The organism is Algibacter sp., assembly GCF_049667265.1.
GTDB lineage: Bacteria > Bacteroidota > Bacteroidia > Flavobacteriales > Flavobacteriaceae > Algibacter_B.
Map to the genome: position 1 here is coordinate 1 of NZ_JBATHX010000042.1, position 8,937 is coordinate 8,937.

General features: G+C 33.1%; 10 protein-coding genes. 6 read left to right on the top strand and 4 right to left on the bottom strand.

Going from position 1 to position 8,937, the window contains the following annotated elements:
- From WBN21_RS01375 to rpsU, 5 genes are all read left to right on the top strand, one after another.
- The coding region (locus tag WBN21_RS01375) for a histidine kinase (RefSeq protein WP_424197520.1) at positions 1–1,308 on the top strand (1,308 nt) is incomplete at its 5' end.
- A 79-nt stretch (positions 1,309–1,387) separates the two neighbouring features.
- The gene (locus WBN21_RS01380) at positions 1,388–2,122 is read left to right on the top strand and encodes a LytR/AlgR family response regulator transcription factor (protein WP_424197521.1); all 735 of its coding nucleotides are present in this window, start codon (positions 1,388–1,390) and stop codon (positions 2,120–2,122) included.
- A gap of 154 nt (positions 2,123–2,276) precedes the next feature.
- A complete protein-coding gene (locus WBN21_RS01385; RefSeq protein ID WP_424197522.1) occupies positions 2,277–2,792 on the top strand; it encodes a gamma carbonic anhydrase family protein in 516 nt (171 codons plus the stop codon).
- Positions 2,793–3,176: 384 nt separating this feature from the next.
- Positions 3,177–4,040, top strand: coding sequence for a sigma-70 family RNA polymerase sigma factor (locus tag WBN21_RS01390; RefSeq protein ID WP_424197523.1), 864 nt, complete (start codon positions 3,177–3,179; stop codon positions 4,038–4,040).
- 99 nt (positions 4,041–4,139) lie between these two features.
- The gene (rpsU, locus tag WBN21_RS01395; protein WP_019387676.1) at positions 4,140–4,334 is read left to right on the top strand and encodes a 30S ribosomal protein S21; all 195 of its coding nucleotides are present in this window, start codon (positions 4,140–4,142) and stop codon (positions 4,332–4,334) included.
- A gap of 71 nt (positions 4,335–4,405) precedes the next feature.
- Here rpsU and WBN21_RS01400 read toward each other — a convergent pair whose 3' ends face one another.
- Entirely contained in the window at positions 4,406–4,630 is a 225-nt protein-coding gene (locus WBN21_RS01400) for a hypothetical protein (RefSeq protein ID WP_424197524.1), read from the bottom strand.
- A gap of 68 nt (positions 4,631–4,698) precedes the next feature.
- Positions 4,699–5,493: a DUF2797 domain-containing protein gene (locus tag WBN21_RS01405; RefSeq protein ID WP_424197525.1), complete on the bottom strand. Its 795-nt coding sequence runs from the start codon at positions 5,491–5,493 to the stop codon at positions 4,699–4,701.
- A 42-nt stretch (positions 5,494–5,535) separates the two neighbouring features.
- Between WBN21_RS01405 and WBN21_RS01410 the strand changes: the two genes are divergently transcribed.
- Complete coding sequence (locus WBN21_RS01410) at positions 5,536–7,050, top strand: GH3 auxin-responsive promoter family protein (RefSeq protein ID WP_424197526.1); 1,515 nt, start codon at positions 5,536–5,538, stop codon at positions 7,048–7,050.
- Between the two features lie 389 nt (positions 7,051–7,439).
- Here WBN21_RS01410 and clpX read toward each other — a convergent pair whose 3' ends face one another.
- Both clpX and WBN21_RS01420 read right to left on the bottom strand, forming a co-directional pair.
- Positions 7,440–8,672, bottom strand: coding sequence for an ATP-dependent Clp protease ATP-binding subunit ClpX (gene clpX, locus WBN21_RS01415; RefSeq protein WP_424197527.1), 1,233 nt, complete (start codon positions 8,670–8,672; stop codon positions 7,440–7,442).
- A gap of 70 nt (positions 8,673–8,742) precedes the next feature.
- Positions 8,743–8,937, bottom strand: a 195-nt coding sequence (locus WBN21_RS01420) for a ClpP family protease (protein ID WP_424197528.1), incomplete at its 5' end; no start/stop codon positions are given.

The window sequence follows — 8,937 nt, forward strand, 5'->3', positions numbered from 1 at the left end:
CAAAAGGCTCAAGGATTTTTTAATAAATCGATGAAATTGGCTAATAATGAAAACAAAAAGCGAGCTGTTGAAGAGCAAATTAAAGTCGCCGATTTTAAAAACGAATCCAATAATTATACCGATGAAATTGAATTAAGAAAAGAGGCTTTAAATACCATTAACGAAATTGAAACGGAGGCCGATTTAGATAATGAAAGTCCGTTAACACCGCAAAAACAAAACTATAAAATAGGAAACGCCTATGCCTCGCAAAGAGATTATGAAAATGCCATTCCGTATCTAGAAAAAAGTATTGAAGAGGCTGGTGGTAAGGCCGATTTAATAGTTCAAAAGGATGCCACAAGAAGACTTTCTGAAGTTTTCAGAGATGCTGGGCAATTTGATAAAGCATTATTAGCCTATCAAGATTATGTGGATTTGGTTGATAAATTGTATTCTAAAAAAGAACAAGAAATATCCCAGGCTGCCAGGTTTAGTAAAGATATTGTGAGTAAACAAAATCGCATTTCGAGCTTAGAAAGTGATAGAGAACTTTCCGAAAGTAAATATCAATTATCTGAGGAGCAAGCAAAACGCCAAAAACTGATAATTTATTCATTAATTGGTGGATTAATCTTGTTGCTTATTGCAGCATTCTTAATGTTTAAATACATCAAACAACAGCGTTTGGCTAATAATTTATTGGCATTAAAAAGTTTGCGAAGCCAAATGAATCCACATTTTATATTTAATGCCTTAAACTCAGTAAATAGTTTTATTGCTTCAAATGATGAGCGCACGGCAAATAAATATCTTACCGATTTTTCATTATTAATGCGTGCCGTTTTAGAAAATAGCGAAGAAGATTTTATTCCATTAGAAAAAGAAATAAAATTGATAGAACTCTATATTAAATTAGAACATTTCAGGTTTCAAGATAAATTTAATTACGCCATACATGTAGATGACAGTATTGCGATAAAAGACTTTGTAATTCCGCCCATGTTACTTCAACCTTATATTGAAAACGCTGTGTGGCATGGGTTGAGGTATAAAAAGAGCAAAGGGAAATTAGAAATAAACATTACTCAATCAGCACCTGATGAAATTAAAATTACCATTACTGATGATGGGATAGGACGTGAAAAATCAAAAGCCTTAAAAACTGAAAATCAGCAAAAGCAAAACTCAAAAGGTATGGGTAATATTAAAAAACGGGTATCTATTTTAAACGATATGTATAAGGATAAAGTAGATGTTTTTATTGATGATTTTCAAGAGGAAGAAGATGCCGGAACGAAGGTAGTTGTAACGCTTAAAAAGGATTAAAATGAGTTAGAAGTTAGGAGTTTGAAGCACAAACAAAGTTTGCTTCCTACTTCCAGCTTCGAGCTTCAAACTTATAAATATGAAACTAACCTCAATCATAGTTGAAGACGAAGAAACCAGCCGAGAAATTCTAAAAAATTATCTCAAAAAGTACTGTCCAAATGTTTCTGTTTTAGGCGAAGCAGCAAATGTGGAGGAAGCTCTGGTTTTAATTAGAAATAACGATTTAGATCTCGTATTTCTAGACGTAGAAATGCCCTATGGCAATGCCTTCGATTTGCTTGACAAGGTGGGCGACATAAATTTCGAAACCATTTTTGTAACAGCCTATAATCATTATGCTATCGATGCGTTAAACGCGCATGCCAGTTACTATTTAATGAAACCTATTTCAATTGATGAGCTTATAAAAGCTGTCGATTACGTTGCCGAAATAAAATCAAAAGAAGACGCGCTTCAAGACCAAATACTCGTGCCAAAAACAAATAGCGTAGCAGGAAAAATTACCATTCCGCAGTTAGACGGATTCGAAATACTTAACACCTCAGATATTCTTTATTGTAAAGCCGACGATAATTACACCGAGATTTACCTAAACAACAATAAAAGGAAAATAGTAAGCAAAACACTTAAATATTTCGAGGAAGCATTAACCAATTCAGGGTTTGCGCGTGTGCATAAATCCTATTTAGTTAATGTGAATGAAGTTGTAAAATACGTAAAAGGAAAGGGTGGAAGTGTGGTTTTAAGTAACGGAAAACAAGTAATGGTTTCAGCCTCAAAAAAATCAGATTTATTGGCTTACTTTAAATAGTGTATTCCTGCGAAGGCGGGAATCTCATAAATTGAAACAAAATTCATAATTTTACCATTAACAAAACGCTTTTCGAGCAAAGCAAGAAAAACAAATATTAACAAACCAAAAGGAACTCAAAATTAAGAGATTCCTTTTTTTAAAGGAAATATTTATGCCAGTAATAAAACCAGTTAGAGGCAACACGCCACAAATCCCAAACGATTGTTTCATAGCCGAAAACGCCACTATAGTGGGCGAAGTCACCATGGGAAGCCAATGTAGTGTTTGGTTTAGTGCCGTAGTTCGTGGCGATGTCAACTTCATCAAAATGGGCAATAAAGTCAATATTCAAGACGGCGCTGTTATTCATGGCACCTATCAAAAAAACGGAACAACCATTGGTAATAATGTTTCCATTGGGCATAATGCTTTGGTGCATGGCTGTACCATTCACGACAATGTTTTGGTGGGCATGGGCAGTATCATTATGGATGGCTGCATAATAGAAAGTAATAGCATTGTGGCAGCCGGCGCAGTCATTACGCAAAATACCATAGTCGAGTCCGGAAGTATATATGCAGGCGTTCCCGCTAAAAAAGTTAAAGATGTTAGCGAGGCCCATGTTTCAGGGCAAATAAACCGAATTGCCGATGCCTATATCAAATACTCAAGTTGGTTTAAGGAATGACTTGTCATCCTGAACTTGTTTCAGTTTCTCATTATCAATAGTTTTTTTTCTTTAGGGAGTTACCACAAGGGTAGGGTTTTCCGCTGCAATTTCTAACGCGGGCTGGTTTGCTAAAATCAGAATTTAGTCTGCAGTTTGCTTTCTAAATTTATTATTGATATTAGTTACCTTTGTCCTGTAAACTAAATTTTTTACAACATGCTGTTTCAAACTTTTCACAGTAACTCCATTTTTTGAGTTCAAAAAACCTCAAAAGCATCAAAAAACAACCTTTTTTAGTCTTTATTCATTCATTTTCAAATAAAAACCTTCTTTTTTTAGGATTTCCCATATTTTTTGTTATATTATTAATTACGTTTAATCTTAAAACCAAGTTTAAAATTTATGAGGCAATTAAAAATCACGAAGCAAGTTACCAACCGAGAATCTAAATCGCTAGACAAATATTTACAAGACATTAGTAAAATCCCTTTAATTACTGCCGAAGAAGAGGTAGAATTAGCACAGCGCATAAAAAAAGGCGACCAAAATGCCTTGGACACACTCACAAAGGCTAACTTAAGATTTGTGGTTTCTGTTGCAAAACAATATCAAAATCAAGGTTTAAAGCTGCCCGATTTAATAAATGAGGGTAATGCTGGACTTGTAAAAGCCGCACAGCGTTTTGATGAAACAAGAGGTTTTAAATTTATATCGTATGCTGTTTGGTGGATTCGTCAGTCTATTTTATCTGCTTTAGCTCAACAATCAAGAATAGTTAGATTGCCATTGAATAAAATTGGCTCGATAAGTAAAATAAATAAAGCCTATTCTTACCTAGAACAGGAAAATCAAAGACCCCCAAGTGCTCACGAAATTGCAAATACTTTAGATTTATCGATTAGCGATGTAAAGCAATCGATGAAAATTTCTGGAAGACACGTATCCATGGATGCGCCTTTTAAAGAAGGTGAAACTTCAAACTTGTATGATGTGGTTCAGGGACAGGAATCGCCTCGACCAGATGCTAAATTAATGAAAGACTCATTAAATCTAGAAGTTAATCGTGTTTTAGATACCTTATCTGAAAAAGAAGCTGAGGTTATTCGTCATTATTTTGGCATAAGTGTAAAATCGCCAAAAAGCCTTCAGGAAATTGGAGATGCTTTCGGATTAACACGAGAGCGCGTGCGCCAAATAAGAGAAAAAGGAATTCGAAAATTACGTCATGCTTCAAAAAATAAAGTCTTAAAAACTTATTTAGGATAAGCTATTAAACAAAGATTAAATTTATTAGGTTTTTATTTTTAAAAACCGCAAATTTGCAGACCATTTTAGGATTTAAGAAAAAGCACAAAATAAAAGCATATGTTAAAAATAATTGTTAAAGATGGTGAAAACATCGAGAGAGCATTAAAACGCTACAAAAGAAAGCACAGAAACATTAAAGTAATGCAAAACTTAAGGGACGGTCAATTTTTTACAAAACCTTCTGTAAAAAGACGTCGCGAAGTTCAAAAAGCAGCTTATATTCAAAATTTAAGAGACCAAGAGGATATTTAGTAGTCCTTTAATCTGAAAATTAATAAAAAAACCACGGACTTAAATGTCGTGGTTTTTTTTATACCTAAAGATTACTGTCTGTAATTTACTGGATTATCCTCGTAAAAATTTTCAAAAGTCTTATCTGTGGTATAATTATCTTTTAAAACTTTAAAAGTCATTATTACCACTAAAACTTGTCCTAAACACATGGTGTAGAATACCCATGTAAAAGCCATATTCATGGCCGCCATTACCGTTAGCATCACCAACAAAAATGTAGTAACTGCAACATAAAACATTACTGGAATTTTCATTTTTTAATTACAAGTTACTAAATAACAATAAATTACTTTTAGTCAATCTTGTTAAAAATTCTTTAAAATTAAAGAATGGAAAGTTGGACCACTAGCCCCTCATTAGATCGAATATTAAAAACCGTATCATCTTCAAAAATGAGATATTGCCCTTTAATACCAACGAGTTTTCCCGAAAACTGATGTTCTTTTTCAATATTTAAACTTTTAGGTTTTTCAGGATACTTTATAACGGGAAAATCGATATTTGTTTCTTTATTATTTTCAATAAAATAAGCTTTAGCTTCATCAGGAATATATTGTTTCAAACGATCTCTCCAAGCTTCTAAACTTTCGTCTACAACATCATTCTTAAGCATTTTACGCCAATTGGTTTTATCGGCTACGTGATCTTTTAACGCGATTTCCGTTATACCTGCCAAATACCTGTTAGGAACTTCAACAATTTCAATAGCTTCATGTGCGCCTTGATCAATCCACCGCGTTGGTACTTGGGTTTTTCTAGTAACACCTACTTTCACATTGCTTGAGTTCGCTAAATACACAATGTGTGGTTGCAATTGCACTTTCTTTTCGTAAGCCAAATCGCGGTCTTCCTTATCTAAATGTGCGGTGCTTAATTCAGGGCGCATTATCCAATCGGCTGCCTGAGGAATTTCAAAAAAGCAACTTTTACAAAAACCTTGCCTGAAAATAGGTTTGTCTAATCCGCAGTTTAAACATTGGTGTTTTACAAACTGAATGGTTACATTTTTATTCAATAATTGATTCATATTTAAAAAATCATTCTCAAAAACAAGATAGTATTGGATAGGGCTTTCAAACTCGGTTTCCATTTTTGTTAAAACACCTTGGTAGGTCATAAAAAAAAGTATTATTTTTAGAAAAATAAAGATAGGATAAATATGCCAATTCCCTTAGTCAATTCTATTGCATCATGGTTTTTAAAAAAACGATTTCATCAGATTGAATTGTTTTTAAAATATCCGAATGAAGTTCAGAATGAGTTGCTTTTTACGTTAATAGATTTTGCTAAAAATACAGAATTTGGCCAGCAATATGATTTTGCATCCATTAAAGATTATAAAACTTTTGCTGAGCGTGTTCCAATAAAAAACTATGAAGGTTGGCAAGATACCATTGAGCGTTCTAGAAGAGGAGAAAATAATATTTTTTGGCCAACGCCTATAAAATGGTTTGCAAAATCAAGCGGTACAACAAGTGGGAAAAGTAAATTTATTCCTGTTAGTGAAGAGTCGCTTGAAGATTGTCATTATGCCGCTAGCAAAGATTTGTTGTGTATGTATTTAAACAACAATGAGGACTCTCAATTGTTTACTGGAAAAAGTTTACGCCTTGGTGGCAGTAAAGAATTGTATAAAGAAAACGGGACGGCATTTGGAGATTTATCAGCTATTTTAATCGACAATATGCCTTTTTGGGCAGAGTTTAGTAGCACGCCAGGCAGCAAAGTTTCATTAATGAGCGATTGGGAACATAAAATGCAAGCCATTGTAGATGAAACCATCAATGAAAATGTTACCAGCTTAGCAGGAGTGCCATCTTGGATGTTGGTTTTATTAAATAATGTTTTGGAAACTACAGGAAAAGATAATTTGCATGATGTTTGGCCAAATCTAGAAGCCTATTTTCATGGAGGTGTTAGTTTTACACCTTATATAGATCAGTATAAAAAAATATTGCCCAAAAAGGATTTTCAGTATTACGAAACCTATAATGCTTCAGAAGGATTTTTTGCTATTCAAGACCAAAATAATTCATCTGAATTATTACTTATGCTCGATTATGGTATTTTTTACGAGTTTATCCCAATGGATGTGTATGCCACTTCTGAAGAAAAAGCCATTCCGCTTAGCGAAGTAAGATTAAATAAAAACTACGCAGTAATTATTACTACCAATGCAGGGTTATGGCGGTATAAAATTGGAGATACTATTAGGTTTACTTCATTAAATCCTTACAGAATAAAAATTTCTGGTAGAACGAAGCATCATATCAATGTTTTTGGCGAAGAATTAATTATTGAAAATGCTGAAGACGCTCTTAAAAAAGTTTGTAAACGAACAAAAGCAGAAATTGTTGACTTTACAGCCGCCCCCATTTTTATGAAGGGGAAAGAAAAGGGCGCGCATGAATGGTTGATTGAATTTAAAACACCTCCAAAAGATATTGACTATTTTAATGAATTATTAGATAATGCTTTAAAAGCATTAAATTCTGATTATGAAGCAAAACGTTATAACAACATAACATTAAACAAGCCAAAAATAAACATTGCTAGAACCCAATTATTCCATGATTGGCTAAAACAGAATGACAAATTGGGCGGACAACATAAAGTTCCAAGGCTTTCTAATACCAGAAATTATTTAGACGCCTTATTGAAATTAAACTCATAAATAGTTGTCATAAACCCCTCTAGAACTCGGTTAGTTTGGAATGGTTACCGTGAATCAAAATCATTGATGGATTGTAAAAATAATTGTCCTGATAAAGATTTACAGGCTCACAGGCGCGTTGAGTTTGTAATTGTAGAATAAGCAAATTATACCGTTTAAAAGTAACGAATTCGATTAAGTGTAACAGAAAAGTTTTTTAAACGAGTATTTCGTCTTATAGTCTAAAAGCGCATAAAGTGACTTTGTGCTACTGATTATTAAGTATACTTTTACCTCAGATTTAAAACAGACATAACTAGATTTATATAGATATCCATTATTAATTAATTATCCAATCAAAAAAAACCACGCTATTCAGCGTGGTTTTTTAATATATAAAATTTAAACTTTTACGAAACTGCCTTCAGTTTCTTTAAAGTTGTTTTTGATAATTTATCTTCAGCATAAGGTTTAGTAACATTTAATTTTTTCTCATTACCACTTGGAAGTTCAAACATAGCATCAGTTAAAATCTCTTCACAAAGTGAACGCAAGCCTCTTGCTCCTAGTTTATATTCGATTGCTTTACCAACGATAAAATCTAATGCGCCATCTGTAATAGAAAAATCTATATCATCCATTTCAAACAACTTTTTGTATTGTTTTATAATGGCATTTTTAGGTTCCGTTAAAATAGCTCTTAAAGTTTCTGCATCCAACGGATCCATATAAGTTAAAACTGGTAAACGACCAATGATTTCAGGAATTAACCCAAAGTCTTTTAAATCTTTTGGAATTATGTACTGTAATAAATTACTATGATCGACATTCTCATCAGACATTGAAGCGCTATAACCTACAGCTTGCATATTTAATCGTTTTGAAATATGTCTTTCAATACCATCAAATGCACCACCTGCAATAAATAAAATATTTTCGGTATTTACTTCAATAAATTTTTGGTCTGGATGTTTACGTCCTCCCTTAGGTGGCACATTAACAACGGTTCCTTCCAAAAGTTTTAATAACGCTTGTTGTACACCTTCACCAGAAACATCTCTAGTTATTGATGGGTTATCACTCTTTCGGGCAATTTTATCAATTTCATCAATAAACACAATGCCTTTTTCAGCTTTTTCTAAGTTATAGTCAGCAGCTTGTAACAAGCGTGTTAAAATGCTTTCTACATCTTCACCAACATAACCAGCTTCGGTTAAAACCGTAGCATCAACAATAGCTAAAGGTACATTTAACATTTTAGCAATAGTTTTCGCCATTAATGTTTTACCTGTACCAGTTTGTCCAACCATTATGATATTACTTTTTTGAATATCAATATCATCTTTCGATGGTGGTTGTAATAAACGTTTATAATGATTATAAACAGCAACAGACATAACCTTTTTGGTTGCGACTTGTCCTATAATATACTCGTCTAGAAATGTTTTAATTTGTTGGGGTTTACGAAGCTTTAACTCCGCAGAAAGATCACTACTATCACTTTGTTTAGATTCTTCAAGCACAATACCATGTGCTTGCTCAATACATCTATCACAAATGTGAGCATCTAGACCTGCTATTAACAAGTTTGTTTCAGGTTTTTTACGACCGCAAAACGAACATTCTAATTCTTCCTTTGCCATTAATCTTACCTATTTTTGGGGTGAATTGTTTTAAATACCTGTAAAACAATTCATTAAAATTACAAATAAATTATTTACGAGCCAAAATTTCGTCAATCATACCGTATTCTTTAGCCTTATCAGCCTTCATCCAATAGTCTCTATCACTATCTTCATACACTTTGTCGTAATCCTGCCCTGAATGCTTACTAATAATTTTATAAAGTTCTTCCTTTAAAATTAAAATCTCTCTAGCAGTAATCTCAATATCACTAGCTTGTCCTTG